Annotated in this window: 24 protein-coding genes and 1 other annotated feature; of the genes, 1 reads left to right on the top strand and 23 read right to left on the bottom strand. The window is 49.9% G+C overall.

From position 1 onward, the window contains the following. Positions 1-23 precede the first annotated feature (23 nt). From carB to lspA, 8 genes are all read right to left on the bottom strand, one after another. Entirely contained in the window at positions 24-3,242 is a 3,219-nt protein-coding gene (carB, locus tag AC50Y3_RS10910; protein WP_494818791.1) for a carbamoyl-phosphate synthase large subunit, read from the bottom strand. Further along, positions 3,229-4,374: a glutamine-hydrolyzing carbamoyl-phosphate synthase small subunit gene (gene carA / locus AC50Y3_RS10905; RefSeq protein ID WP_494818790.1), complete on the bottom strand. Its 1,146-nt coding sequence runs from the start codon at positions 4,372-4,374 to the stop codon at positions 3,229-3,231. Before carA ends, carB begins: the two co-directional genes overlap by 14 nt. Before the next feature lie 30 nt (positions 4,375-4,404). Next, positions 4,405-5,700: a dihydroorotase gene (gene pyrC / locus AC50Y3_RS10900; protein ID WP_494818789.1), complete on the bottom strand. Its 1,296-nt coding sequence runs from the start codon at positions 5,698-5,700 to the stop codon at positions 4,405-4,407. Positions 5,701-5,732: 32 nt separating this feature from the next. Further along, positions 5,733-6,638, bottom strand: coding sequence for an aspartate carbamoyltransferase catalytic subunit (locus tag AC50Y3_RS10895; protein WP_494819225.1), 906 nt, complete (start codon positions 6,636-6,638; stop codon positions 5,733-5,735). A 14-nt stretch (positions 6,639-6,652) separates the two neighbouring features. Beyond that, positions 6,653-7,186 (bottom strand): bifunctional pyr operon transcriptional regulator/uracil phosphoribosyltransferase PyrR, encoded by a 534-nt coding sequence (pyrR, locus tag AC50Y3_RS10890; RefSeq protein WP_494818788.1) that lies wholly within the window; start codon positions 7,184-7,186, stop codon positions 6,653-6,655. A 416-nt stretch (positions 7,187-7,602) separates the two neighbouring features. Next, positions 7,603-8,838: an LL-diaminopimelate aminotransferase gene (locus AC50Y3_RS10885; RefSeq protein ID WP_494818787.1), complete on the bottom strand. Its 1,236-nt coding sequence runs from the start codon at positions 8,836-8,838 to the stop codon at positions 7,603-7,605. A 110-nt stretch (positions 8,839-8,948) separates the two neighbouring features. Next, positions 8,949-9,893, bottom strand: a complete 945-nt coding sequence (locus AC50Y3_RS10880) for an RluA family pseudouridine synthase (protein WP_494819224.1) — start codon at positions 9,891-9,893, stop codon at positions 8,949-8,951. Then, positions 9,865-10,389: a signal peptidase II gene (gene lspA / locus AC50Y3_RS10875; protein WP_494818786.1), complete on the bottom strand. Its 525-nt coding sequence runs from the start codon at positions 10,387-10,389 to the stop codon at positions 9,865-9,867. Before lspA ends, AC50Y3_RS10880 begins: the two co-directional genes overlap by 29 nt. 177 nt (positions 10,390-10,566) lie before the next feature. Between lspA and AC50Y3_RS10870 the strand changes: the two genes are divergently transcribed. Continuing rightward, positions 10,567-11,283, top strand: a complete 717-nt coding sequence (locus AC50Y3_RS10870) for a TraR/DksA C4-type zinc finger protein (RefSeq protein ID WP_494818785.1) — start codon at positions 10,567-10,569, stop codon at positions 11,281-11,283. A gap of 32 nt (positions 11,284-11,315) precedes the next feature. On the opposite strand, the gene AC50Y3_RS10865 is transcribed toward AC50Y3_RS10870, so the two are convergent. From AC50Y3_RS10865 to AC50Y3_RS10795, 15 genes are all read right to left on the bottom strand, one after another. Continuing rightward, positions 11,316-11,642, bottom strand: a complete 327-nt coding sequence (locus AC50Y3_RS10865) for a DUF5665 domain-containing protein (protein WP_494818784.1) — start codon at positions 11,640-11,642, stop codon at positions 11,316-11,318. Positions 11,643-11,767: 125 nt separating this feature from the next. Then, complete coding sequence (ileS, locus tag AC50Y3_RS10860; RefSeq protein ID WP_494818783.1) at positions 11,768-14,863, bottom strand: isoleucine--tRNA ligase; 3,096 nt, start codon at positions 14,861-14,863, stop codon at positions 11,768-11,770. A gap of 51 nt (positions 14,864-14,914) precedes the next feature. Next, positions 14,915-15,219 (bottom strand) — a binding site (T-box leader). Between the two features lie 67 nt (positions 15,220-15,286). Further along, positions 15,287-15,784 carry a DivIVA domain-containing protein gene (locus AC50Y3_RS10855; RefSeq protein WP_494818782.1) on the bottom strand — a complete coding sequence of 166 codons (498 nt, stop codon included), beginning with the start codon at positions 15,782-15,784 and terminating at the stop codon, positions 15,287-15,289. A 131-nt stretch (positions 15,785-15,915) separates the two neighbouring features. Continuing rightward, positions 15,916-16,698: a YlmH family RNA-binding protein gene (locus tag AC50Y3_RS10850; RefSeq protein WP_494818781.1), complete on the bottom strand. Its 783-nt coding sequence runs from the start codon at positions 16,696-16,698 to the stop codon at positions 15,916-15,918. Next, positions 16,698-16,961, bottom strand: coding sequence for a YggT family protein (locus tag AC50Y3_RS10845; protein WP_494818780.1), 264 nt, complete (start codon positions 16,959-16,961; stop codon positions 16,698-16,700). Before AC50Y3_RS10845 ends, AC50Y3_RS10850 begins: the two co-directional genes overlap by 1 nt. A gap of 7 nt (positions 16,962-16,968) precedes the next feature. Next, positions 16,969-17,415 (bottom strand): cell division protein SepF, encoded by a 447-nt coding sequence (locus AC50Y3_RS10840; RefSeq protein WP_091219483.1) that lies wholly within the window; start codon positions 17,413-17,415, stop codon positions 16,969-16,971. Positions 17,416-17,476: 61 nt separating this feature from the next. Next, positions 17,477-18,202 carry a YggS family pyridoxal phosphate-dependent enzyme gene (locus AC50Y3_RS10835; protein WP_494818779.1) on the bottom strand — a complete coding sequence of 242 codons (726 nt, stop codon included), beginning with the start codon at positions 18,200-18,202 and terminating at the stop codon, positions 17,477-17,479. A gap of 3 nt (positions 18,203-18,205) precedes the next feature. Next, positions 18,206-19,054, bottom strand: a complete 849-nt coding sequence (pgeF, locus tag AC50Y3_RS10830) for a peptidoglycan editing factor PgeF (RefSeq protein ID WP_494818778.1) — start codon at positions 19,052-19,054, stop codon at positions 18,206-18,208. A 96-nt stretch (positions 19,055-19,150) separates the two neighbouring features. After that, complete coding sequence (locus AC50Y3_RS10825; RefSeq protein ID WP_494818777.1) at positions 19,151-19,426, bottom strand: YlmC/YmxH family sporulation protein; 276 nt, start codon at positions 19,424-19,426, stop codon at positions 19,151-19,153. Between the two features lie 150 nt (positions 19,427-19,576). Further along, positions 19,577-20,359, bottom strand: a complete 783-nt coding sequence (gene sigG, locus AC50Y3_RS10820) for an RNA polymerase sporulation sigma factor SigG (protein WP_090573745.1) — start codon at positions 20,357-20,359, stop codon at positions 19,577-19,579. A 165-nt stretch (positions 20,360-20,524) separates the two neighbouring features. Next, entirely contained in the window at positions 20,525-21,739 is a 1,215-nt protein-coding gene (locus AC50Y3_RS10815) for a hypothetical protein (RefSeq protein ID WP_494818776.1), read from the bottom strand. A gap of 15 nt (positions 21,740-21,754) precedes the next feature. Continuing rightward, positions 21,755-22,582, bottom strand: a complete 828-nt coding sequence (locus tag AC50Y3_RS10810) for a hypothetical protein (protein ID WP_494818775.1) — start codon at positions 22,580-22,582, stop codon at positions 21,755-21,757. Then, positions 22,579-23,268: an ABC transporter ATP-binding protein gene (locus tag AC50Y3_RS10805; RefSeq protein WP_494818774.1), complete on the bottom strand. Its 690-nt coding sequence runs from the start codon at positions 23,266-23,268 to the stop codon at positions 22,579-22,581. Before AC50Y3_RS10805 ends, AC50Y3_RS10810 begins: the two co-directional genes overlap by 4 nt. Continuing rightward, positions 23,265-23,660 (bottom strand): GntR family transcriptional regulator, encoded by a 396-nt coding sequence (locus AC50Y3_RS10800; RefSeq protein ID WP_494819223.1) that lies wholly within the window; start codon positions 23,658-23,660, stop codon positions 23,265-23,267. Before AC50Y3_RS10800 ends, AC50Y3_RS10805 begins: the two co-directional genes overlap by 4 nt. Before the next feature lie 192 nt (positions 23,661-23,852). Continuing rightward, positions 23,853-24,710: a MetQ/NlpA family ABC transporter substrate-binding protein gene (locus AC50Y3_RS10795; protein ID WP_494818773.1), complete on the bottom strand. Its 858-nt coding sequence runs from the start codon at positions 24,708-24,710 to the stop codon at positions 23,853-23,855. Between the last annotated feature and the right edge of the window lie 12 nt (positions 24,711-24,722).

Below are 24,722 nucleotides of genomic sequence, written 5' to 3'. Positions count from 1 at the left end.
GCCAATTACGGCCATTCTATTGGTTATTTCTGTGCCAGTACCGGCATTGGACGCGAGGAGAAGTTAATGGTTTGCAGCATGTTAAGCAGCGCACGAACGGTGTCGAGCGATGTCATACATACGACGCCATTCTCAACCGCTTCACGGCGAATCCGGAAGCCGTCGCGCTCAGGTGTCTTGCCCTTCGTCAGCGTGTTCACTACGAAGTGCGCTTGACCGTCGCGGATCAGATCCAAGATGTTAGGCGAGCCTTCGCTCAGCTTGTTCACCGTTTGTACGCGCAGTCCCGCTTCTTCAAGCGATGTTGCAGTGCCGCCCGTTGCGATGATGTTATAGCCCAGCTCATAGAAGCCGCGTAGAATTTCAATGGCTTCCGGTTTATCTTTATCCGCTACCGTTGCAATGATGGAGCCTGTTGGCGGGATACGCATGCCAGCGCCAACCAAGCCTTTGTATAGTGCTTTCGCATATTGCTGATCGCGGCCCATAACTTCGCCGGTCGATTTCATTTCCGGCGTCAGCGTAGGGTCAACGCGGCGCAGCTTCGCAAAGGAGAAGACCGGTACTTTAACCGATACATAGTCGTCTTCCGGCCATAGACCTGTTTCGTAACCAAGATCCGCGAGCTTCTCGCCGAGGATTGCCTTCGTTGCCAGGTTCGCCATCGGAATGTTCGTTACCTTGCTCAGGAACGGAACCGTACGCGAGGAACGCGGGTTTACTTCGATTACGTATACTTCGTTTTGGAAGATAACGAATTGGATGTTAACCAACCCGATAACGTTCAAGCCTTTAGCGATTTTGATCGTGATGTCGACCATCTTCTGCTGCAATTCCGTCGAAATGGATTGCGGCGGGTACACGGCGATCGAGTCGCCGGAGTGAACCCCTGCGCGCTCAACATGCTCCATGATCCCCGGGATCAGAACCGTTTCGCCATCGCAGATCGCATCAACCTCTGCTTCTTTACCCAGCATGTAACGGTCGATCAGTACCGGATGCTCCGGATTGATTTTAACCGCCTGCACCATGTAAGTGAGAAGCTCTTCGTCGGAATATACGATTTCCATAGCACGTCCGCCCAGGACGTACGACGGACGAACAAGCACCGGATAACCTAGGCCTTGTGCAGTCTCAACCGCTTCATCCACGGAAATGACTGTTTTGCCTTTCGGTTGTTTAATGTTCAGTTCATTCAGAAGCACTTCGAATTTCTTGCGATCCTCGGCAGCATCGATGCTCTCCAGGCTGGAGCCCAAGATGCGAACGCCTGCTTTCGTTAGTGGAGCTGCAAGGTTGATCGCCGTTTGACCACCGAATTGAACGATAACGCCAATCGGATTCTCTTGTTCGATGACGTTCATAACATCCTCGTAGAAGAGCGGCTCGAAGTACAGTCGATCGGAAGTGCTGAAATCCGTCGATACCGTTTCCGGGTTGTTGTTGATAATAACCGCTTCGTAGCCTGCTTTTTGGATTGCCCATACCGCATGTACAGTCGAGTAATCGAACTCGATCCCTTGGCCGATCCGGATCGGGCCGGAGCCAAGCACGAGTACTTTCTCTTTCGTCGTTTCCGTTACTTCGTTCTCAACTTCATACGTCGAGTAGTAGTAAGGCGTCGTTGCTTCGAACTCAGCCGCACAAGTATCAACCATTTTGTAGACCGGTTTGATGCCTTGCGCAAGGCGATGCTGACGCAGCTCCAGCTCGTTCGTGAATGTCGTTTGGTTGCCTTCACGACGGATCTCTGCGATGGAGCGGTCAGAGAAACCTTTACGTTTCGCAGCGTACAGCTGCTCGTTCGTCAGCACAACTGCACTGCGAAGCTCAGCTTCGAATGCGACGATGCTTTCGATTTTATCAAGGAACCACCAGTCGATTTTGGTCAAATCTTGAATGTCCTGCAGCTTGTAGCCGCGGCGGAATGCTTCCGCTACGAGGAACATCCGCTCGTCATCCGGCTTTGCCAGGCGATTGCGCAGCACATCGTCCTGCAGCTCGTGTGCATCCTTCAAGTGAATACGGTGCGTGCCGATTTCCAGGGAACGAACCGCTTTATGAATGGACTCTTCGAACGTACGGCCGATCGCCATAACTTCGCCTGTCGCTTTCATTTGCGTGCCCAGTTTACGGTTTGCCGAAATGAATTTATCGAACGGCCAGCGCGGGATCTTGGATACGATATAATCCAGTGTTGGCTCGAAGCATGCATAAGTTTGACCTGTTACCGGGTTGACGATTTCGTCAAGCGTGTAGCCGATTGCGATCTTGGCAGCCATCTTCGCGATTGGGTAACCGGTCGCTTTGGACGCAAGCGCCGAAGAGCGGCTTACGCGCGGATTTACTTCGATAACATAGTATTGGTAGCTGAACGGATCCAGAGCGAACTGGACGTTACAGCCGCCTTCGATGCTCAGTGCGCGGATGATCTTCAGCGACGCCGAACGAAGCATTTGATATTCGCGGTCGGATAATGTTTGGCTAGGCGCTACGACGATGGAATCGCCCGTATGTACGCCAACCGGATCAAAGTTCTCCATGTTACACACGACGATACAGTTATCGTTCGCATCACGCATTACTTCATACTCGACTTCTTTCATGCCTGCGATCGATTTCTCGATCAAGCATTGGCCGATTGGACTGTAACGGATACCGGATGCTACCGTTTCAAGCAGCTCTTCTTCGCTTGCGCAAATACCGCCGCCTGTTCCGCCCAGCGTATAGGCCGGACGAACAATGATTGGGTAACCGATCTCGTTAGCGAAATCCACAGCTTCTTGCACCGTTGTAACAATGACGCTCTCAGGTACCGGCTGCTCCAGCTCGCGCATCAGATCGCGGAATAGATCGCGATCTTCCGCTTTCTCGATTGCTGTAAGCTGTGTACCAAGCAGTTGAACGTTCTCGCGTTCCAGTACGCCGGCACGCGCCAGTTCAACAGCCATGTTAAGACCCGTTTGGCCGCCAAGTGTAGGCAGCAAACCGTCGGGACGTTCTTGACGGATAATTTGAGTGACGAATTCAAGTGTAATCGGCTCGATGTATACTTTATCAGCCATGTTTGTATCCGTCATAATTGTAGCCGGGTTGCTGTTGATCAGAACAACCTCGTAGCCTTCTTCTTTAAGCGCTTGGCAAGCTTGCGTGCCTGCATAGTCGAACTCTGCAGCTTGCCCGATGACGATTGGACCGGAACCGATAACGAGAATTTTTTTCAGCTTATTATTTCTGGGCATATTGCAGCTCTCCTCTCAATGATGCCGCCAATTGTGCTTGACGAGGTTTTTGCGGGTTGTTTCTTTTATGTGCACGAATCATCTCTAGGAATTGATCGAACAGGTAGCTGGAATCGTAAGGTCCCGGTGCAGCCTCCGGATGGTATTGAACCGAGAAGGCAGGGAATTCGTTGTGCTTCAAGCCTTCGATTGTTTTGTCATTGTTGTTGATATGCGTCACTTCCAGTTTCGTTCCGGCTACGGAATCTTCAAGAACCGTGTACCCATGGTTCTGCGAAGTGATGTAGCAGCGGCTCGATGCCAGTTCTTTAACCGGGTGGTTACCGCCGCGGTGACCGAATTTCAGCTTAGCTGTATCGGCGCCGCAAGCAAGTGCGAACAGTTGATGGCCAAGGCAGATCCCGAAGATCGGGTATTCGCCAAGCAGCTCTTGAATCATTTTGACAGCGTGTGGAACATCCTTCGGATCCCCAGGGCCGTTCGACAGTTGAATGCCGTCCGGGTTCAGGCGACGGATTTGCTCCGCTGTTGTGTCGTGAGGAACAACGACTACATCACAGCCGCGCTTCGTAAGCTCGCGTAGGATACCGCTCTTCGCGCCGTAGTCAACCAGTACGATACGCTCGCGCTCGCCCGGGCTGGAGAAAATGCTCTTCGTCGAAGTGCGAGCTACTTGATCGCGCATCAGCGGTGTCAGGGATAGACGCTCAGCAAGCTCTTCAATACGCTCATTGCCTGTTGTCAGCATCCCTTTCATTGTGCCGTAGTGACGCAGCTTACGAGTCAGCATCCGCGTATCGATGTCGCTGATTCCGATGATGCCGTATTCCTTCAGCAAACGATCAAGCGTGTACTCCGCTCTCCAGTTGCTTGGTACCGGCTCATGGCGGCGAACGACGAAGCCGTGAATGTAGGGACGTACCGCTTCAAAATCGTCGCGTGTAATGCCGTAGTTCCCGATCAATGGATAGGTCATCGTTACGATCTGTCCGCAGTAGGACGGATCGGAAAGCACCTCTTGGTAGCCTGTAATCCCTGTATTAAAAACAACCTCGCCGGCGGATTGACCCTCAGCGCCAAAGCCGAGTCCTGTAAACAGCGTGCCGTCTTCTAACAACAATCTTGCTTGCATCCGTATCACTCCTAGTTATCAAGTTGCTTACTATTCTTGAAGCTCTGTCCAAACCACATTTCCATCTACGATTGTTACTACCGGCCAGCCGGACAGCTTCCAGCCGCCAAATGGTGTATTTCTACCCTTCGAAGCGAAGCTCTCCGGGTTAACCTCACGCTCATTCTCGATATCGACGATGGTCAGATCAGCAGGTGCGCCTGCTTCCAGAACGCCGCTGCGAAGTCCGAAGACGCGCGCCGGGTCTGATGTCATCCGTTTAAGCAAGAAGCCCAGCGACCATTTGCCTGTTTTGACGAATTTCGTATACATAAGCGGGAATGCCGTTTCGAAACCGACGATGCCAAAAGGTGCCAGCATCATGCCGCGTGCCTTTTCTTCCGCACTGTGCGGCGCGTGGTCCGTTACGATCATGTCCAGCGTGCCATCTTCAAGACCTTCGATAACCGCTTGTACGTCACGCGGCGTGCGCAGCGGCGGATTCATTTTCCAATTGGCATCCATGCTTGGGATATCCTCATCGGAGAGAATCAAATGATGCGGGCAAACCTCAGCGGTTACTTTAATGCCGATTTGTTTAGCCATTCTGATCAGGCGGACCGACTGCTCCGTGCTCACGTGGCAGACATGATAGTGAACCCCGGTAGCTTCAGCCAGCAAAATATCGCGTCCAACGTGGATCGCTTCGGACTCGTTCGGAATTCCTTTAAGTCCGTTCGCTGCTGCGAACTTGCCTTCCGTTACTGCTGCTCCAACTACGAGCGAATCGTCTTCGCAATGTGCGATAACCGGCATGTTCATCGAAGCAGCCAGGTTCATCGCATCTTTCATCATTTGCGCGTTCTGTACGCCAACGCCGTCATCGGTAAATCCGATTGCGCCTGCTTCTTTAAGCGATGCGAAGTCTGTCAGCTCGCGGCCAAGCTCGTTCTTCGTAATGGCTGCATAAGGCAGCACATTAACGATTCCTGCGGTCTTAGCCTTATCCAGTATGTAGCGTACTGTCTCGGGCGTATCCGTTACGGGACGCGTGTTCGGCATACAGGCGATTGTCGTGAAGCCGCCTCTTGCCGCGGAGCGTGTACCGCTTGCGATATCTTCTTTATATTCAAAGCCCGGCTCGCGCAGATGCACATGCATGTCGATAAAACCTGCGGAGATTAGCTTTCCCTGTGCATCAATAATGTCGTGGCCTTTAGTATCCGGCTCACCGGAAGCCGCATCGGCAATCGCAGCGATCAGTCCATTCTCAATTCGAACGTGCTTTCGTGCTGTCTCACCTGTCTGTTCGTCCCAAACGAGTCCGTTTAAAATCCATATTGCCATGATCGTTTTCTCCTTTCGGCTTCCATAGTTAGTTATGCTAGTGCTCGTTCGATGACCGCCATCCGAATCGGTACGCCATTGGCCATTTGCGGGAAAATGCGTGATTGCGGATGTTCGACCAGTGCATCATCGATTTCAACGTCGCGATTGATTGGTGCCGGGTGCATAATGATGGCGTGGGGCGCTAATGTCGCTGCCCGTGCTTCGGTCAATCCGAATTGCTCGCGATAGGATTCCGCTGAACTTAGAATGCCGCTCTCGTGGCGTTCCAGCTGTACGCGCAGCATCATGACAACGTCGGAGCGAAGCGCTTCTTCCATGGAAACATAGGGCGCATCAAGCTCTTCTGCCTTCATCGTCTCTGGAGCGCAGAAGCGGACATTGACGCCAAATTTCTGCAAAGCGTACAAATTGGAGCGTGCTACTCGGCTATGCTGGATATCTCCGATAATCGAAACCGTCAGCCCTTTGAGCTCGCCGAACTGCTTACGCATCGTATATAGGTCGAGCAGTGCCTGTGTCGGATGCTCGTTGTTTCCATCGCCTGCATTAATTAATGGCACTTTAATTTTCTGTGCCAGCTCGGCCAGAACGCCGATTGGCTTAAGCCGGATGACGCCTGCGTCGATACCCATGGATTCAAGCGTGCGCACCGTATCGTAAATCGATTCGCCCTTCTGTACGCTCGAAACCGCGGCGGAGAAGTTTAGCACTTCCGTACCGAGTCGTTTCTCGGCAACCTCGAAGGAAAATCTCGTTCTCGTGCTGTTTTCAAAAAACATATTCGCTACAAACTTGCCTTGCTGAACCTGTTCGACTTTATTCGAACTTGCCTCCCAGTAAGAGGCGCGGTCCAAGATGGAGCAGATTTCTTCTTTGCTTAGTTCTTTAAGTCCCAGCAAGCTTCGCTGCCTGACTAATGTTGCGGTTGTCATGATGAAAGCCCACCCCCTTAATGGATAATCGTCACTTGATCGTTCTCGTCGACTTCCTGGAGAAAAACCTCGATTTGCTCCTGTTTAGAGGTCGGTACGTTCTTCCCTACGTAATCCGGTCTAATCGGCAGCTCGCGATGGCCGCGATCAACCAGTACGGCAAGTTGGATGGATTGCGGTCTGCCGCAGTCCATGAGCGCATCCATGGCTGCTCGGATCGTTCTGCCTGTGTAAAGGACATCATCGAATAGGATGACTCGTTTGTTCTTCACGCTCACCGAAGTCGCATTGCCATGCGTAGCAGCCGAGCTTCCAGCTTCGCGGTCATCGCGGTACAAGGTAATGTCTAACTCTTGCACTTCTACCGGGAAGCCTTCAATTTCGTGAATGCGTTCTGCGATACGTTGTGCCAAATAGATGCCGCGCGTTCGAATCCCTACGAGTACACAATTGTCGATTCCTTTGTTCTTTTCGACAATTTCATGGGCGATTCGAGTCAGCGCGCGGCGTATTGCCGTCTCATCCATTATGATCCGATGCTGCTCATCCATGCGCTTCTTCCGCCTCCTTGAGTCAATGCAATCAACGTTGGATGAATGCTGCATATTCAGTTGTGTACATGCAAACCATTCATCTTTGGCCACAAAAAAAACTCCTTGCGGGTGCGCAAGGAGTTTCACGTTCATTAGTTTCGCATCTCAGCCGTTAGACAAGCTCCACTTGCGCACACAGCGCGAGTGGGAAGTTGTCCTGCTATAAGAAGCGAATAAACGATTCACGTTACCTTGCCAGCCTCTCTGGACTGAGTTAAAGGTACATATTGTTTATCAAAAGAATTATCCCACGTTCGACAAAAGCTGTCAAGGTTCTTTTGCTCCGTATTCGGATTAATATGCGATAGTATGTATATTTCTCTATAAAGAAAAAACTTACGCATCGTCCGAGGACGCCTGCGCAAGTTTCTTTGTTACAAGCTGAGCTTCGTAATCCGCTCAACCGCTTTTTCTGTATTCTCGCGGCTGCCAAACGCTGTCAGGCGGAAATAACCTTGACCGCTTTGCCCGAAGCCTACACCCGGTGTACCTACGATATTCGCTTCCGACAGAAGCTTATCGAAGAATGCCCATGAGTCCAAACCGTTCGGAGTTTTAAGCCAGATGTAAGGAGCGTTTACGCCGCCGAACACTTCCAGACCAAGCGATGCAAGACCTTCACGGATAATGCCCGCATTCGTCATGTAGTAATCGATGATCGCGCCGATTTGCTCTTTGCCTTCCGGCGTATAGATTGCTGCAGCACCGCGTTGTGTCACGTAGGAAACCCCATTGAACTTCGTTGTATGGCGGCGGTTCCAGAGATCGTTAACGAGCAGTACGTTACCGTCTGCATCTTTCGCTTTCAGCTCGCGCGGAACAACTGTGTACGCACAACGAACACCGGTGAAGCCGGCAGTCTTGGAGAAGCTGCGGAATTCGATCGCTACTTCTTTCGCGCCTTCGATTTCATAGATGCTGCGCGGAACATCCGCTTCTTGAATGAATGCCTCGTAAGCCGAATCGTACAAGATGATGCAGTCGTTCGCTTTCGCGAAGTCAACCCAGCGCTTCAGCTCTTCCTTCGAAAGCGTCATCCCTGTCGGGTTGTTCGGGTAGCACAAGTAGATCAGGTCAACTTTGCGCTCCGGCAGACTCGGCGTGAAGTTGTTCGACGCGTCGCATTTCAGATAGACGATGTTCTCGTATTGGTTCGTTTCTTTATTGAACTTGCCGGAACGGCCAGCCATTACGTTCGTGTCCACGTATACAGGGTATACCGGATCTTGAACCGCGATAACAGCATCTTGGCTGAAAATCTCTTGAATGTTGCCCACGTCACACTTGGATCCGTCGCTGACGAATACTTCATTCGTCGCAATGTCGATACCGCGCGCTTTATAGTCATTGTTGATGATATCGTTAATGAGGAAGTCATAACCTTGCTCCGGGCCATAGCCGCGGAACGAACCCGGATTAGCCAGCTCATCAACTGCAGCGTGCATCGCTTTCGTTACCGCATCCGGCAGACCACGTGTTACGTCGCCGATTCCGAGGCTGATAATTTGAGCATTTGGGTTGTTTTGAATAAATGTAGTACGGCGCTTAGCGATTTCAGAGAACAGGTAGCTCCCTTGCAGCTGCGTATAGTTGTGATTGATTTGAGTCATCGATCCATCTCACCTTTCATTGTCACTGCTTACAGTTTGTTATCATCATAGCGCAACGTAAGCCTTGAACCACATAAAGAAATTAGTGAAAAGTTTGTACTATTCCACAACTAGCGTTGACGCAAAATCATCAGCTCATGTTCCATGTCAGGCGGAATCGGAGCAGAAAACTCCATATATTCGCCTGTGCGCGGATGGTCGAATCCAAGAACGGCCGCGTGCAGCGCCTGTCCTTTGAGACCGATCGTCTTATTACGTCCGTAAATCGGATCGCCTGCAAGCGGGTGCCCGATGTATTTCATATGCACGCGGATCTGGTGCGTCCGACCCGTCTCCAGCTTCAGCTCGAGCAGCGTGAAATCACCCAGACGCTCCGCCACTTGGAAATGCGTGATGGCTTCCTTACTGCCGCGCTGCGTAACGATGAACACCTTGCGATCCTGAGGATCTCTCCCGATCGGCGCATCAACGGTTCCATGCTCATGCGGCATCGTCCCGTGCACGAGGGCAAGATATTTTCGCGTCACCGTGTGGGCTTTGAGCTGCGCAGCAAGCGAAGCATGTGCCAGATCGTTCTTCGCAGCCATGATTAGGCCGGAAGTATCCTTATCGATGCGGTGCACGATACCTGGGCGAAGCACACCGTTGATTCCGGACAAATCCTTGCAGTGGAACATCAGTGCATTCACTACCGTACCGGAGTAATGCCCCGGTGCAGGATGAACAACCATGCCGCGCGGTTTGTTGATCACGATCACATCACTGTCTTCGTAAACCACATCAAGCGGAATGTCCTGCGCTTCGATAACAGCTTCTTCCGGCTCAGGAATAATAACCGTGACCACGTCGGCCACGGCTAGCTTGTAATTCGCCTTCACTTGACGCTCATTCACCAGTACGGCGCCGGATTTGATCCAGTCTTGCACCATTGTACGGGAAACAGAGCCTTCTTCAATACTTTCGGTTACGAATTTATCAAGCCGTTCACCGGCATCCGCATCATCCGCGGTAAAACTCATGGGCTCATCATTGAATAAATTGGTGCCCTTGTCCATTAGGTTCTTTTTGTCCATTTGAATTTGAATCTCCGTTCTCTCTCTTGGATGTCAGAATCGCATCCAGCAAAATCATACCTACACCGATACAAATACCGGAATCGGCGATGTTAAAGATGGGGAATACATAGCTGCCAAACGTAAACTGCAGAAAATCGACAACCTCGCCATACAGTGCGCGCTCCAAGAAGTTGCCAAGTGCGCCGCCAAGTACGAGACCAAGACCTCCCAGAAGCAAAGCTTTACCGGAGTCGCGGTTCTTCATCATATACCATACAATGCCACCTACAACAACAAGCGTAATCAAAATAAACAGATAACGCTGCTCTTGCAAAATTCCAAACGCGGCACCTTTGTTTCGAATGGAAGTTAGAATAAAGAAATCGCCGAGCACATGCTTAGTTTCACCGATCGTAAGACTTTTCTCAACCCATTGTTTGGTAAAATAGTCAATTACGAATACAACAACCGCTAGCCAATAGTAATAATATTTCATCGCATATGCCCCCTTGTCCTCAACATTGTAGCATAGGAGAGCTCATACAGACTAGGACAAATTCCGTATGCCCTTGCCAATTCATCCATGAATACCCGCCTCTAAAACACCGGCTTTGTTGGGAAACTAACGACAGAAAGTATGCCATCATGCCAATGTGAAGAGAGGGCACTTATCATGACGAACCTTACGAACACCCAGCTGCGAAATCTACGCAGCAGCCTTGTTGTAGAGAAAGCGGCAATTGAACAGCGGCTAGCAAGCAGCGAGCATTACGGATTCTCCGCCTCACTTAAGGATGAATCCGGCGATTTGTCATCGTATGACAACCATCCGGCTGATGCGGCTACGGAAACTTATGAGCGCGGCAAAGACCTTGCGCTTCATGAGCAGGAAGAACTCCATCTAAGCCGCATTGAAGCTGCATTAACCGCCATCGAGGAAGGCAGCTATGGCAGCTGCCTTACATGCGGGAGCAGTATACCGCTCGAACGGCTGCAAGCACTGCCTGATTCGCTGTACTGTGTTGCGCATTCACCAAGACAAGACATTTCGGAGCATCGTCCGGTGGAGGAACAATTCCTTGCACCAGGCTTTGGCCGCTCCAGCATGGATGAGCATGAAGATGGATACAACGGCTTCGATGGCGAAGATGCTTGGCAAATCGTCGAGAGCTGGGGCAACTCCGATTCACCGGCCATGTCGGAGAACGCCAATGTTCGTTCATACGAAGAGATCGGCATCGAAGCCGATGAACCGGACGGCTACGTGGAGCCGCTCGAAAGCTTCCTGGCAACGGATATTACAGGCAAACATATCAGTGTTGTCCGCAATCGGGAATATTATGATTATATGGAGCATGAGGAAGGCGATCATATGCTCGAACAGCAATAGAGCGATGACGACTAATTCCCCTACCCCTTAAATTAATAAGTCTTCCCTTCCAGCTGATGCTGTACGATGCGGACAATGTCTGCAATATAGTCACCAATGATCGGCAAGTTGAGTGCGCCAAGCAGCTGCAGCACATAGAGAATCGTTGCCGCAAAGAACGTAAAGCCAATCGCGATTCCGACGCCCCGCGCAGTGCCGCCGAGCAAATTGCGCCACATGAGCGAGTACGGGCGATTAAGGAGCAGCACATAATCGGCGATTTGCGATCGCTCCATCTCTACGGCAACCTTTTGCAGCCGTTTCTCCAAGGCATCCAAGGCGTGGCGGACGCCGACTAAATCTTTATTTTCTTCTGTCATGAAGGATCCCTCCCCAGGGCTTGAAGCAAACAAGAACGACGCCCATGCAGCGGTTCGGAAGCGGCAAATATGCCGCTCGCCGTTCCTCTTCATGGGCGTTCGTGTTGTTTGCTGCTATGAGGTTACTATACCCTTACGACAGAAATTCCAATCTCTTTATCTCCGAGCGATACGCGTTCCATATCCGCTTGGCTGCCATACTCCACGCTGCGCAGCAGGACGCTTTCGAACAGCACGGATTCGAAGGCTTGCAGAGCCGCAAGCAGCTCCGCATCGACATCCAGAACAAGATGTACACGCATTTCAATCGGAAGATCAAGCTTCTTGCGCGTGTCCTGTACAGCACGGATCACTTCCCGTACTAAACCCTCTTGCTCAAGCTCCGGAGTGATATCAGTATTGATAGCAACCGTTAAGTTATAACCCGAAGCCGATGCAAAACCGGATTTAGCCTGCTTCTCAACGAGCAGCTCATCAAGCGCAATCTCAAGCGACTCACCGTCCGGCGATGCGAATGTCAGCACGCCTGCTTTCATAATGCCGCTCGTTTGCTCCGGAGTCAGCGACTTCAAGTAGCCTTGGATAGGTCCGACATGTTTGCCGTACTTTTTGCCGGCTACTTTGAGGTTCAGCTTAAACGCAAAGTCAACGAAGCCGGTGTCGCCGCTGGCAATCGTAATCGTCTTCACATTGATTTCATCCTTGATGATCGCTTCATATGGCGACAGGTCGAATTCATTGTCTAGCGCTACGATAAGCTCCGATAGAGGCTGACGTGTCTTAATGCCCGTTTCATTACGGACGTTGCGAGCAAGCTCAACGATTTGTCTCGCTGTTTCCATATCGCGCTCCAGCGTTTCATCGATTGCCGCTTCATCGGCTTTCGGGTAATCCGCCAGATGTACGCTGCTGCCGTCTCCAAGATTCGTATACACATCTTCGGCTACCAGCGGCGCGAATGGTGCGATCAGGCGAGAAACCGTAAGCAAGACGGTACGAAGCGTCCCGTAAGCATCCAGCTTGTCGTCTGTCAGACCACTGCCCCAGAAACGGTCACGGGAACGGCGGATATACCAGTTGCTCATCTCGTCGACAAAGGTTTCAATGCCCTTAGCAGCATTGAGGAAGTCATAGACGGACAGGCTCTTGTTCACTTGAGCAGTCAAGCTGTTCAAGCGGGATACGATCCAGCGATCCAGCTTATCAGCGGATACGCGTGCCGGTTCGGCAGCAGGGTCGTAACCGTCAATCGATGCATACAGCGCGAAGAATGCATGCGTATTAACGATCGTATCGATTACTTTGGATTTGGCTTCGCCTACGATTCCACGCGAGAACCGTTTGCTGTTCCAAGGCGCACTATCAGCCAGCAGAGCCCAGCGGAATGCGTCAGTACCGTATTCGTTAATGATTTCCCAAGGATCGATAACATTCCCTTTGGATTTGGACATCTTCTGTCCGTTCTCATCCAGGATGTGCCCGGTGGAAATAACCGCTTTGTACGGTGCCTTACCGTTGTACAGCGTAGATACAGCCAGCAAGCTGAAGAACCAGCCGCGCGTTTGGTCAATTCCTTCGCAAATGATGTCCGCCGGATATTGTTCAGCGAAAATCTCTTGCTTCTCAAACGGTTGATGGTATTGCGCGAATGGCATAGAGCCGCTGTCGAACCATACGTCGACAACTTCGGAAGTCCGTGTCATCACGCCGCCTTCGCAATGCGGGCAGTTAAGTTTCACTTCATCCACGTATGGCTTATGAAGCTCAATGTCCTCCGAGATCGGCGATGTGGAGCGTGCAACCAAGTCCGCTCTGCTGCCCGGTGAATGCTGCCCGCCGCAGCTGTCGCAAATCCAAACGTTCAGCGGCGTTCCCCAGTAACGGTTACGGCTGATATTCCAGTCAACGAGATCTTCCAGGAATTTACCGAAACGGCCCTCACGGATGTGCCCCGGGTACCATTCCACGCCGCTGTTATTAGCGATCAATTGATCTTTCACCGCTGTTGTTTCGATGAACCAGCTGTCTGTCGCATAATAGATCAGCGGCGTTTTGCAGCGCCAGCAGAATGGATAGCTGTGCTCATAACGTTCTTTGGAGAAGAGCAAGCCGCGTTCGCTTAACATTTTGACGATATCGACATCGCATTCTTTCACGAAACGACCGGCCAGATCCGTTACGGCATCGACATAACGCCCCGCATTGTCCACCACATTCAAGAAGCTGACGCCATTCTGACGAGCGACCTTATAGTCATCTTCACCATGTGCCGGAGCAATGTGAACGATACCTGTACCGCTTGTGTCGCTGACGAAATCACCTGGGATTACGAAGTGACCGTTCTCGACTTGTGCGTATTTGAATGGCGGCTCGTATTTCTTACCGACCAGCTCTGAACCTTTTACAGTCGATTGGATGACGAATTCGCCCTTCATAACACTCTCAACAAGCGCCTCAGCGACGATATAAACTTGACCATCCTTCAGCACGCGCGCATAATCCAAATTCGGATTAACGGCAAGGGCCACGTTCGCCGGAAGTGTCCAAGGCGTTGTCGTCCAAGCCAGAACATACTCATCGGAGTCCACGAGCTTGAATTTCACCGTGGCGCTAAGATCTTTGACATCCTCGTACCCTTGTGCAACTTCATGCGAGCTTAGTGTCGTTTGGCAGCAAGGGCAATATGGGCTTACTCGGTGACCGCGATACAGCAGTCCTTTACCGTGGATCGTCGATAGAATATGCCAAACGCTCTCGATGTAGTTGTTGTTCAGCGTGATGTACGGATCATCCATATTGGTCCAATAGCCGATCGCTTCCGTCAGTTCACGCCATTGGCGTTCATATTCGAATACGCTGTTTTTGCACTTCGTAATGAAGGCTTCTACACCGTATTTCTCGATTTCCTGTTTACCGGAGATCCCCAGCTGCTTCTCCACGCCAAGCTCTACCGGCAATCCATGCGTATCCCAGCCTGCTTTACGGACTACGCGGTAGCCATCCATCGTCTTGTAGCGGCAGATGAAGTCTTTGATAACGCGTCCCAGCACGTGACCGATATGCGGAGCGCCATTCGCTGTTGGCGGCCCTTCATAGAAAACAAAATTCGGCTTGCCTTCCCGGTTCGTAATCGACTGCTTAAACGTCTCTTCTTCTCTCCACTTGGCCAGTACTCGCGAGTCCCGACTTCTTGCCTTCTCTTTGACATCGACGCGTTGCATACGTTCAAACCCCTTTCATTCTCCTGGAAAATAAAAAAAGCCCCGCCCCTGTAAAGGGACGAGACTATAGCTCGCGATACCACCCTAATTCCAAGTTTAGCCACGTACCTCCTACCTTCTCTTCGCGAGATGGCAAATGGACGCGCCGCTATGCTTGGCACCTTCGTCACGGATGCATGCATCCGAGTTCCTCATAACGGTGGACTTCCGGAACTGCTTACTGCTTATGGCGTCCATAAGGTTAGGCAGTGCTTCTCGGAGAGGATATTCCGCAACTGTTCACACACCGGCTTTCAGCAAATACCGGCTCTCTGTAGAGCTAACAGAAACGTACTCGTTCTCGTCAACGAACTGATCGTATAGATTGATTATTACCATTTATACGCGATTCCTAAACAATTGTCAAACCAATCGCAGCAAAATTTACACGCCGCGAGCGATTTCACTCGAAATGCTTGGCGGGCCATCCAATGTATCCCAGCTGTCATGGCTAAGCAGCTCAAGCTGAGCCTCTACAAGCGTACGGAATCTGGCACGATAGATCGAAGCTTGTTTGCGAAGCTCCTCTACCTCAAGCGCCACTTTACGGGATTTGCTAAGCGACTCATTGATGATGCGGTCTGCATTCTTCTCGGCTTCTTTTACGATCAGCTGCGCTTCTTTCTTCGCATTGCTTCTCACTTCATCTGCCGCTTCCTGCGCCACAATGATTGTTTTGCTTAGCGTTTCTTCAATGTTGGAGAAGTGATTCAGCTTCTCTTGCATGGATAGTGCTTGATTCTGAATTTCTTTGTTCTCGCGAATGAGCGCCTCATAGTCCTTAATGACCTGATCAAGAAATTCATTTACTTCATCTTCATCGTACCCGCGAAGTCGTCTGCCAAATTCCTTGTTATGTATGTCCAATGGCGTAAGCGGCATTGGCGCACCTCCTGATTGTAGTCGAAGGGGATCATGCTTAGGCCATCCCCGTATGGGACTAGCGCCTTAAGCGGTATCCTTCCTGAGTTTACTTCTAATTTCGACAGATGGAGTCATTTTCCTGCAAACGATTAGATAAATTTGCCGATTTTGACCCGAACCCTGCCTTTCTTCGTAACACCCTCTACAAGAAGCACTTTGAATCGGCCAAGCCCTTGCATCGAAACGACGTCGCCTTCCTTCAATTGCGCGGAAGGATCCTCTTCTACTTTCCAATTGACACGGCATCGTCCTGCCCTGATGGGATCCACGATCTTGGATCGGCTGATCCGGTGTACATCGCTGGCAATCCCGTCAAGACGCAAAGAAGCCACCGACAAATTCATCTCTTCCATAGCGGAAACCGCAGGCCGCAGCTGATCCAGAGGAAGGATGTCCGTTAGGACATGAACACGGTGGACTTGTCGTAAATGAATATTAATATAATCGGCTATTTCCGAGACGACTAAACAATGGCAGCTATCCTCATGCACATGAAGGTCACCGATGCGATCACGCTTAATGCCTAAACCAAGAAGCGCTCCCAGATAATCGCCATGATCGAGCTCCAAATGACCTTGCGTGCCGCCGGTTACTTCGATTAAAGCAATCCCTTCAGGCTCACTGTCGAGATCTCGGTAATCAGGCGCAATAATTGCCCTTCTACGCTCCGCGCCTTCATAGCCGCCTACAAAGCGAAGACCAACATCTGCACGCCGATTCACTAGCGACGCTACGATATCGGCCTGCCTTGGATCGAGAAAATCGGTCACTTTCATTTCGTGACCGAACGCTGCTCGTTCTATCCATTCCGAGGCGCGGTCCACGAAGGGCCGCTCATCCGGATGGAAATGGACATAGATTTCGTTTTTCATTAGATAAACATATCGATGACCGATATCAGTCCCAAGGCCACGAAACGAAGCGCAAACAAAGCTACGATCGGGGAGATATCAATCACGCCTCCGATATTTGGGATAAATCTGCGGAATGGCGCCAAATACGGCTCAACCAGCTTACCCAGTAATTCGCCGATAAAGCTCTCACGCAGGCTCGGCAGCCATGACAACAGCACGTAAGCAATGATCATATACTGATAAATCTGTGATAGGGTTAAGATTAAATTTGCTACGTCCAACTCAAGGTCACCTCATTTTTTTGTAATCTTGCTCATCTGCCAGCATTTCCGTTATTGCGCCTTGAATTTCAACCGAGTCGGGCGTGCAAAGAAAAATATTAGGACCTAGCTTAGAAATGCCGCCGTTCAACGCATAAATCGTACCGCTGAGAAAGTCAACGATTCTCACTGCCTGATCCGAACGAACACGCTGCAGGTTCACAACAACTGAACGACGCGAGCGCAAGTGGTCCGCAATATCCTGTGCTTCTTCGTACGAACGGGGTTCGTTCAGAATAACGCGCACATTCTTCTGCGAATGAATACTGACGATATTATTTCCCTTTGCAGGTTGTTTACGTTGCTCAAAGGGAGAAGTTTCATTATCTTGTTCGTCATGATTGTCAATTCGTTCACGTTCTACGACTTCCTCTTCCTCTTGCAGGCCGAGAAAGCTCATAAATTTATTCATCATGCCCGTCGCCCTCTTTCCCTTATAATTTGCATTCCAGTTCTTCATTTGCTGAAACGCAGCCTTAGCTGTGACCTACCAGTACCGTTCCTAGTCTTAACCATGTTGCGCCTTCTTCTACAGCAACCTCGAAATCTCCGGACATGCCCATCGACAAACCGTGGACCTGCTTGCTCAATACAGCGCTGCGGTTCAGTTCGTCGCGAAGCTGTCTTAGCCCGCGAAATACGGGACGGGATTGCTCGGCTTCGCCGTCAAGCGGCGCCATCGTCATCAGCCCAACCGGCTCGATATGAGGAAAGGCCACTAGCTGCTTGGCGAAAGGGATCAGTTCTTCAGGCTGAAGGCCATGCTTGCTGTCTTCGCCGGATACATTAACTTGAATAAAGCATGGAACCTTGATCTCAAGCTGCGCAGCCTTACGCTCGATTGCCTCCGCTAATGAAAGACGATCCAAGGAATGGATGTATGTAAATTTCCCTATGACTTCTTTAACCTTATTCGTTTGCAGCGACCCAATGAAATGCCATACAGCTTGTCCGGACGGCGCATGTTCTAAGCTTGCATCCCACTGGCTGCCTGAAATCGCGTTCCACTTCTCTGCCGCATCCTGCCAGCGATTCTCACCCATATGAATTAGACCTTGCTGCAAGACTGCTTGCGTCTGGGGTACACCTACATACTTCGTTACTGCAATCAGTTCAATCTCCGAACGCTGCCGGCCGCTTCTTGCGCATGCTTCTGCCAACCGCCGTTCCACATCTTCAATACGCTGTGATAAAGTCGTCACGCCTTACTTGTCTCCTTCTTTCATGCCGATCCAGCTCACCATTCGGCCTGTCGCTCCGCCTTCGACTCGGTGAGAGAAGAACAGATTCGTAGCGCAACCGGTGCACCAATCTGAACATTCGATACGGCTCGGCAAAATTCCTGCTTTTATCATAATCTGTCGGTTCAATTCTTTCAAGTTTATCCTAGCTTTTCCTTCGCTGGTCGGCACGACCATGTCGGCTGGATTCGCTTTTAAGTCCGCGATTAACGGCAGCACGCGATCAAGCACAACGTCATTCACCTCGTAGCAGCACATCCCAATAGATGGACCAATCGCCGCTTGAATGGAGGCCGCATCGCAGCCAAAGGTCGATACCATGCGTTCGACGGTCAACCTGGCGATTTCCAGCACGGTCCCTTTCCATCCGGCATGGGCAAGCGCAATCACTTCGCGAACAGGATCGAAGAAATAAAGCGGCACACAATCCGCGTAGAAGGAAGTAAGCATTACATTCTTCTGGTCGGTCACAAGCGCGTCGGCATCCGCAATCGAGGACGCACGGCTCGCTCTGCCTTTGCCTCGGTCATTTGCATCGACAATATGGACATGATTGCCGTGCACTTGCTCCGCGCAGGTCCATGCTTCGAACGGCCAGCCTAGCGACTCTGCCAATAAACTGCGATTACGTACGACATCATCAGGCGCATCCCCAACATGAAGCCCGCAATTCAATGATTGCCAAGGCGCATGGCTGACGCCGCCTTCCCTGCCGGAGAATCCGACGGTTAATCCATCAAACCGCTCTATCCATTGTGGCAATAAAAAAAGCGAAGGGCTCTTCGCTGTATCAACATGTTTAAACGGTTCCATGATTCAATCACCTCAATACCAGTGTACCACGCATGCCAGCCTCCTTGCGAGCGGCCATCGCCCGCAAGGCTCCTATCAAACGGCAGTCTGACGCGCTTATCGAACCTGCACATCGTCTTCCTCCGTCCGGTACACCTTTGCATCATCAATCCGTACGAGTACGACATCTGTGCCGATCTTCACAATATTACGCCAAGGGATCACCACATCTGTGCCGCCTCCGAACAAGCCGAAGAAACGGGAATAGTTCGGTACAACGATGGAGTCAATGCGTCCCTGCCGCAAATCCAGCTCCAAGTCACTGACCTGCCCGAGCTTGCGTCCATCTACGATATTGATAACGTCCTTCGTCTGAAAATCCGATATTTTCATTAACCGTTCACCACGCTTCCGAGAGAACTGCCCATCACCTTATTATCACTATATGTGCCAAATGGGCAAAATGTCCTGCTTGCCAGTAATTATAGCTTTTCGGACACAAAGCAAAAAAACGGCGCTAGGCGCCGTTTCACTTTGGTCGATTTACGTTTTAACATGCTTTTGCATCTGTTGGATGGCAGATTTCTCGAGACGGGATACTTGCGCTTGTGAGATGCCGATTTCGTCGGCTACCTCCATCTGCGTTTTCCCTTCGAAGAAGCGCATCGACAGAATCATTTTCTCGCGTTCATTTAGTTTGTGCATCGCTTCTCGAAGAGCAATCTCTTCAATCCACGACACGTCTTTGTTTTTGTCATCGCTGATTTGGTCCATCACATAGATGGGATCTCCCCCATCATGATAAATCGGTTCGAACAATGATACCGGGTCTTGAATGGCATCGAGCGCAAAAACGACATCCTCTTTCGGAACGTTCAGCGCCTCGGAAATTTCAAAAATCGTCGGCTCCCTTGAGTTTTTGTTCGTTAAGCTGTCCCGCACCTGCAGTGCCTTATACGCGATATCACGCAATGAACGCGACACACGAATGGGGTTATTGTCCCTTAAATAACGGCGGATTTCACCGATAATCATCGGAACCGCATAGGTGGAAAACTTAACATTCTGACTGAGATCGAAATTGTCGATTGCTTTCATGAGGCCGATGCAGCCGACTTGGAAGAGATCGTCGACGAATTCCCCGCGGTTGTTAAACCGTTGAATCACACTAAGCACTAGCCTCAAGTTGCCATTGACTAATTTCTCTCTTGCTGCCCACTCATTTTGCGTTTGCAATGCGGTAAATAGCTCGCGCATCTCCGCATTAGTGAGGACAGGCAGTTTCGCGGTATCCACTCCACAAATCTCGACTTTGTTTCGGGTCAACGTGATTACCTCCCAAGGAGAAACATTAATGTTCAGTATCTCCTTGCCCCCCCAATTTATTCCCCCTCCCGCAAGAAGAAAGTCATTCTCAAAGCTGACCTGCGATGTAAACGCAAACAAGCCCCCGGAGTAATTCCAAGGGCTTGCTTACGAAACGAATTCGTGCTAATTATTCAAGTAAAGGGAGTAAACATTCAAGCGCTGCATCATTTTCTTGCGTTCTGCGCCTGATTCGTTGACAGTAACGGAACCCGTATAGACCAATTCGCCTTTCGAAAGATCGATGATGGCTACATCCTTTGACTCGCCGTTCGTCGAAATTGTATAAATTCGATCGCCGGATATCACGGAGTTTGGATTGCTGCCAGTAACCAAAGGAACTTCGAATTGCTTCGAGTCTTTCTTACTAATGCTGTACCGTTTTACAGAAACCGAATTACCGCCTTGAGTGAAGAGGATGACCGTATCACCGTCAACAAATAACTGGGAACCAAGCAAATCGCTGCTAGTAAAAGCCGGGATTGCTTGCGATTGTCCTGTCTTAAGGTTGTAAGTAAACAGTTCTTCTTTTACCGTCTCCGTGGTTTGATCGCCTTCTTTATTCTTCGTAACTTTCACCGTATCCTGCTTGTAAATCATCTGCTCCGTAGGAAGGGACGAGTGAATAGGCTGCTCCATGTAGTAATGAAGCACGGTCCCGTCCTCTGCCTTCTTGTCCGCTAAAACAATGTCGTCGCGAACGATTTGCTTTTCTTTCAAATCAACGGTATACAGGTGAACCTCTTGAAGAGGTCCGTCTGCCGAGTATACGCTGCTCTTATTTGAATTGGTAGTCAATACTTTCAGCGTGTGATCTTCTACTTGAATATTGTTAACGTTAACCCAATTATAGTTCTCATTGTTTGGAAGCTTCGTTGTAAAGCCGCTCTTCTCCTTTGTTTTCAAGTTCAGCAGATCAAAAGAGATGCTCATGCTCCGTGAACCATCATTCCGCTGGCTGCCGCTGTTCACACCGGCATAAGCCAAGTGCTGTTCGTCTTGATAGAAAACGGAGTAAGCCCGCTTCCCACGCATAAAGCCGCGATGTTCTTTAATCAACTTGAGAATGTCCGGGCTAAATTTGTACATCTCCGTAATCGAGTACTTCCGTTCGAATAATGACTTCCGGCTGTCAAATGCGCTGCCCTTCGAAGTAATCTCGAGCGTGCCTTCATTGATTTCAGATCCGTACAGCACCAGATTTGCTGCTTCTCTATCATCACCCGATATCGTTTCGAGTCGATATTCCGGCAAGCTTCGGGTAGCCGCTCTCACATAATAAGTGCCAACGCTCGCAAGGATGAAGATGACGAGCAGTGTGGAGAACCAATAGCGTTTCATTTTCTCTATACCTCCTTATACCGTTACTTTCTTGTTCATTAAGTAGAAGCTGAATGCAAGCGACATAGCCCCTACGAGTATGGCGACAACAAGCTCAATCACGAATTGCTCAATCGGATACAAATAATCTTCGTTTCGATTCGAAATGAGAACCGGCAGCGCCAAGATCAGAATAGTAAGACCAATGTAGAGCACTGCTGCGATAATACCTTTGAAACGATAGCTCCGCTCCAATAAGATGGCTGTGAATAAAATAATGACTGCGAGTAGGCCTGACCCGTAAGAAAGCACAAATTCGGTGAAGGAGTATGGAATCAATACCTGCAGTATAGAGTGCGTTTGAATGATGAACGACAGCGATTCTTGGTTCCGCAATCCCTCGCCGACTATCGATTCAAACAGTTTGTATTCAAGCGGCAGGATTAGCAGCTGGAAAGCTACCAAACCAAGAACAAAAATCAATATCGCACCGAGTTTAGCCAAATACACATTATGTCTGGCCGTTGGCAGCATAAGCAGCCGGTAAATAAATGAGTTCTTTCCCATCCATTCCCGATACCAAATCAGGAAAACATATAAGGAAAGCCCGCCAATACAGAGTGCAATAGGGCTTAGAAACCACAGGTTCGCTTGGCTGAGTATCACCGAGAAACTAGTCTTCCCGTTCTCTGCTACATATTTGGCGATGGAACTTATATTAGATTCATTAACCTGATCCATATACCGATTACACATGATTACGATTCCGAGTCCCTGCATCACTATCGTCAGTGCAAACAACGATATATAAATCTTCCAAAAACGCGTGACCTCCATATGGAGCAGCTTCAAAAAGCGATTCATCCGTAGAACACCTCTCTCATAACATCCATGACCGATTTGCCTTCTTGCATCCGCATCGCTTCACAGTTGAACTGACTCTTCACGACTCCGTTGTCGAGAAGCACAACTTCATCAATCAGATGCTCGATATCGTTGATTTCATGGGTCGTAATGATAACGCCTCTGTCCTCAACCAGATGGCTGGTAAAAACGGAAGCAATTTGTTCCCTGCTGAAAATATCAATACCGGAGAACGGCTCATCCATGAGCACATAATCAACATCAAGGGACAAACCCAGCAGCAGGTTCAGCTTAGCCGTATTCCCTTTGGACAGTTCACTGATCCGGTCCTTGCGGTTCAGTTTAAAGAACGTTAGCATCTCTTCCGCGCGAGCTTCATTCCAGCATGTGTAGAAGTCTTTCATAAACTGCATGCTTGCTGCTACGGTCATCGACGGCGGCATCGTTATATTGTCCGGCACATAGGCGATATGTTCATAGATTTGTTTGCCGATGGTCATGCCATCAATCGCAATGCTCCCGGCATCTAAAGGCGTAAGCCCCATAATCGCTTTCAAGATGGTTGACTTACCGACGCCATTAATCCCAATTAAGCAGGTAATTTCGCCTTTCTTAGCCGAGAAGGATACATCGGACAACACCTTCTTACGTCCGTATTTTTTACGGATCGATTTCACTTCAATCATGATTGTACCTCCTTCTCTTCACCATTTGCGGCTTTCGTATAGCTGGTCTTTACAATTGCAAGCAGCTCATCAACCGGAACTTGGATATTGGCTATAGATTGCACGAATGCATCAACGGCATCCGTAATGAGTTCACTGCGAATCAAACTAAGTATTTGTTCATCCGTCGTTATACGACTCGGGGAGTTGCCTTCCGTAACGATCAAGCCTTGTTCCTCCATTTCTTTGTAAGCTTTCTGGGCGGTGTTCGGATTTATCTTGAGCGTCCCTGCAATCTCGCGGCGGGAAGGAATCACTTGCCCCTTCATTAATCGCCCGGTTGCAATCTGCTCTTTGAAGTGTTTTACCACCTGTAGATAGACCGGATCTCGGGTATTGAATTTCACATCCACGCTGCCATCACTATTGTTCATCCATATCCAACTCCGTATTTTTGAAGTGTGTGTACTACTTAGTTCATACACCTTATACGTGTACTATACCCGTAGTACACCGCCTTGTCAACTGCCTTGTTTCGGCAAAATAAAAAGCACTGTCCGCCCCCGATTAGGTTCGGGAGAGACAGTGCTTTGATTACATTTGTATTATTTAAAGGCCGGGATAATCGCGCCTTCGTATTTGTCTTCGATGAATTTCTTCACGTCTGCCGATTGCAGCGCTTCTGTTAATGCTTTAATCGCATCCGAATCTTTGTTATCCGGGCGAGCAACAACAATATTCACATAGGGTGAATCGCTGCCTTCGATGAACAGGGCGTCCTTCGTTGGAACAAGACCTGCTTCAAGTGCATAGTTCGTGTTGATCAAAGCCAGATCCACTTCATCCAGAACACGTGGCAGTGTCGCGGCTTCAACTTCTGTGATCTTCAGGTTCTTCGGGTTCTCCGTAATATCATGAACAGTACCAGCAACGCCTACGCCGTCTTTCAGCTTAATGACATTGTTTGCTGCAAGCAATGCCAGCGCACGGCCGCCATTGGACGGATCATTCGGAATAACGACTTTAGCGCCGTCTTTCAGTTCATCAACGCTTTTCACTTTCTTCGAATAAGCACCGAACGGCTCAATATGGACGCCGGCAACATTGACCAGATCATACCCTTTGTCTTTGTTGAATTGCTCCAGGTAAGGTGTGTGTTGGAAGAAATTGGCATCCAATTGCTTCTCGTACAATTGCGTGTTCGGTTGTACGTAGTCATTGAATTCTACAACTTCAAGATTAATGCCTTTAGCCTTCAGTGCCGGCTTGATGAAATTAAGAATTTCAGCATGCGGTACCGGCGTCGCGCCAACCTTAAGAGTTACTTCTTGAGGAGCATTACCGCCATTATTGGCAGCCGAATTGCCTGCGTTCGAATTGTTCGCTTCGTTATTTTTGGCTCCGCATGCGGACAATGCCACAACGAGTACTAGAAGCAATAGTGCAAAACTTACCTTTTTCATTCTTCATTCCTC

The sequence above is a fragment of the Paenibacillus sp. J22R98 genome (genome assembly GCF_059383835.1).
Note: the sequence above shows the minus strand (reverse complement) of the source record. Positions and strands in the feature narration are given on the sequence as shown.

What these genes read in the sequence shown, in the direction of transcription:
- AC50Y3_RS10805 (WP_494818774.1), bottom strand. Translation starts at nt 23,268, where the DNA reads ATGATTGAAGTGAAATCGATCCGTAAAAAATACGGACGTAAGAAGGTG.
- AC50Y3_RS10840 (WP_091219483.1), bottom strand. Translation starts at nt 17,415, where the DNA reads ATGATGAATAAATTTATGAGCTTTCTCGGCCTGCAAGAGGAAGAGGAA.
- AC50Y3_RS10815 (WP_494818776.1), bottom strand. Translation starts at nt 21,739, where the DNA reads ATGAAACGCTATTGGTTCTCCACACTGCTCGTCATCTTCATCCTTGCG.
- lspA (WP_494818786.1), bottom strand. Translation starts at nt 10,389, where the DNA reads ATGAAATATTATTACTATTGGCTAGCGGTTGTTGTATTCGTAATTGAC.
- pyrR (WP_494818788.1), bottom strand. Translation starts at nt 7,186, where the DNA reads ATGGATGAGCAGCATCGGATCATAATGGATGAGACGGCAATACGCCGC.
- AC50Y3_RS10810 (WP_494818775.1), bottom strand. Translation starts at nt 22,582, where the DNA reads ATGAATCGCTTTTTGAAGCTGCTCCATATGGAGGTCACGCGTTTTTGG.
- AC50Y3_RS10865 (WP_494818784.1), bottom strand. Translation starts at nt 11,642, where the DNA reads ATGACAGAAGAAAATAAAGATTTAGTCGGCGTCCGCCACGCCTTGGAT.
- carA (WP_494818790.1), bottom strand. Translation starts at nt 4,374, where the DNA reads ATGCAAGCAAGATTGTTGTTAGAAGACGGCACGCTGTTTACAGGACTC.
- AC50Y3_RS10880 (WP_494819224.1), bottom strand. Translation starts at nt 9,893, where the DNA reads ATGGACAAGGGCACCAATTTATTCAATGATGAGCCCATGAGTTTTACC.
- AC50Y3_RS10870 (WP_494818785.1), top strand. Translation starts at nt 10,567, where the DNA reads ATGACGAACCTTACGAACACCCAGCTGCGAAATCTACGCAGCAGCCTT.
- AC50Y3_RS10850 (WP_494818781.1), bottom strand. Translation starts at nt 16,698, where the DNA reads ATGAAAAACGAAATCTATGTCCATTTCCATCCGGATGAGCGGCCCTTC.
- pyrC (WP_494818789.1), bottom strand. Translation starts at nt 5,700, where the DNA reads ATGGCAATATGGATTTTAAACGGACTCGTTTGGGACGAACAGACAGGT.
- AC50Y3_RS10825 (WP_494818777.1), bottom strand. Translation starts at nt 19,426, where the DNA reads ATGAAAATATCGGATTTTCAGACGAAGGACGTTATCAATATCGTAGAT.
- pgeF (WP_494818778.1), bottom strand. Translation starts at nt 19,054, where the DNA reads ATGGAACCGTTTAAACATGTTGATACAGCGAAGAGCCCTTCGCTTTTT.
- AC50Y3_RS10885 (WP_494818787.1), bottom strand. Translation starts at nt 8,838, where the DNA reads ATGACTCAAATCAATCACAACTATACGCAGCTGCAAGGGAGCTACCTG.
- ileS (WP_494818783.1), bottom strand. Translation starts at nt 14,863, where the DNA reads ATGCAACGCGTCGATGTCAAAGAGAAGGCAAGAAGTCGGGACTCGCGA.
- carB (WP_494818791.1), bottom strand. Translation starts at nt 3,242, where the DNA reads ATGCCCAGAAATAATAAGCTGAAAAAAATTCTCGTTATCGGTTCCGGT.
- AC50Y3_RS10795 (WP_494818773.1), bottom strand. Translation starts at nt 24,710, where the DNA reads ATGAAAAAGGTAAGTTTTGCACTATTGCTTCTAGTACTCGTTGTGGCA.
- AC50Y3_RS10855 (WP_494818782.1), bottom strand. Translation starts at nt 15,784, where the DNA reads ATGCCGCTTACGCCATTGGACATACATAACAAGGAATTTGGCAGACGA.